Source organism: Ensifer sp. NM-2 (assembly GCF_003024455.1).
Taxonomy (GTDB): domain Bacteria; phylum Pseudomonadota; class Alphaproteobacteria; order Rhizobiales; family Rhizobiaceae; genus Ensifer; species Ensifer canadensis.
The window spans coordinates 1-803 of sequence record NZ_PVZR01000076.1 but is presented as its reverse complement, the minus strand read 5'-3'; the positions used below and the strand labels follow the sequence as shown (position 1 = coordinate 803).

The window sequence follows — 803 nt, the reverse complement described above, 5'->3', positions numbered from 1 at the left end:
ACACCACGGTGATGGTGCCGGGCGGCAAGCCGGTGGAGATCCAGATCCGCACGCAGGAGATGCACCGCCAGGCCGAGTACGGCGTCGCCGCGCACTGGCGGTACAAGGCTCAGGCCGCCGGCCAGGCGCCGGTGCAGGCCACGCCGGCCTGGCTGCGCTCGGTGATGGACTGGCAGGCGGACACCCGGGACCCGGACGAGTTCCTCGCCTCGCTGCGCACCCAGATCGGGGCGGACGAGGTGTACGTCTTCACGCCGAAGGGGGAGATCCGCACCCTGCCGGCCGGCTCCACGCCCGTGGACTTCGCCTACGCCATCCACACCGACGTCGGCCACCGCACCATCGGTGCCCGGGTCAACGGCAAGCTCGTCCCGCTGTCCACGCCGCTGAGCCACGGTGACACCGTGGAGGTCTTCACCTCGCGCGCCGAGGACGCGGGCCCGAGCCGGGACTGGCTGGGCTTCGTGGTCTCGCCGCGGGCCCGGTCCAAGATCCGTCACCACTTCGCCACGCAGCGCCGCGACGAGCAGGCCGACCGGGGACGCGAGTCGCTGACCCGTCAGCTGCGCAAGGCCGGCATGGCCGTGCAGCAGGTGCTCGGCGGCGAGGAGCTGGTGCAGGTGGCCACGGATCTCGGCTACGCGGACCTCGACGGGCTGTTCGTGGCCCTCGGCGACGGCCACGTGTCCGCCCAGTCCGTGCAGGAACGCGTCGCGGAGCGCCTCGCTCCGCCGACGCCGACGCAGGCCGAGCCGGAGGGCGAGCTGACCGTCGGCGAGGTGCACCTGCAGGAGCTGGTCCCG

At 73.2% G+C, this 803-nt stretch carries 1 protein-coding gene; it reads left to right on the top strand.

Going from position 1 to position 803, the window contains the following annotated elements:
- The coding region (locus C6558_RS38815) for a TGS domain-containing protein (RefSeq protein WP_146160995.1) at positions 1-803 on the top strand (803 nt) is incomplete at both ends.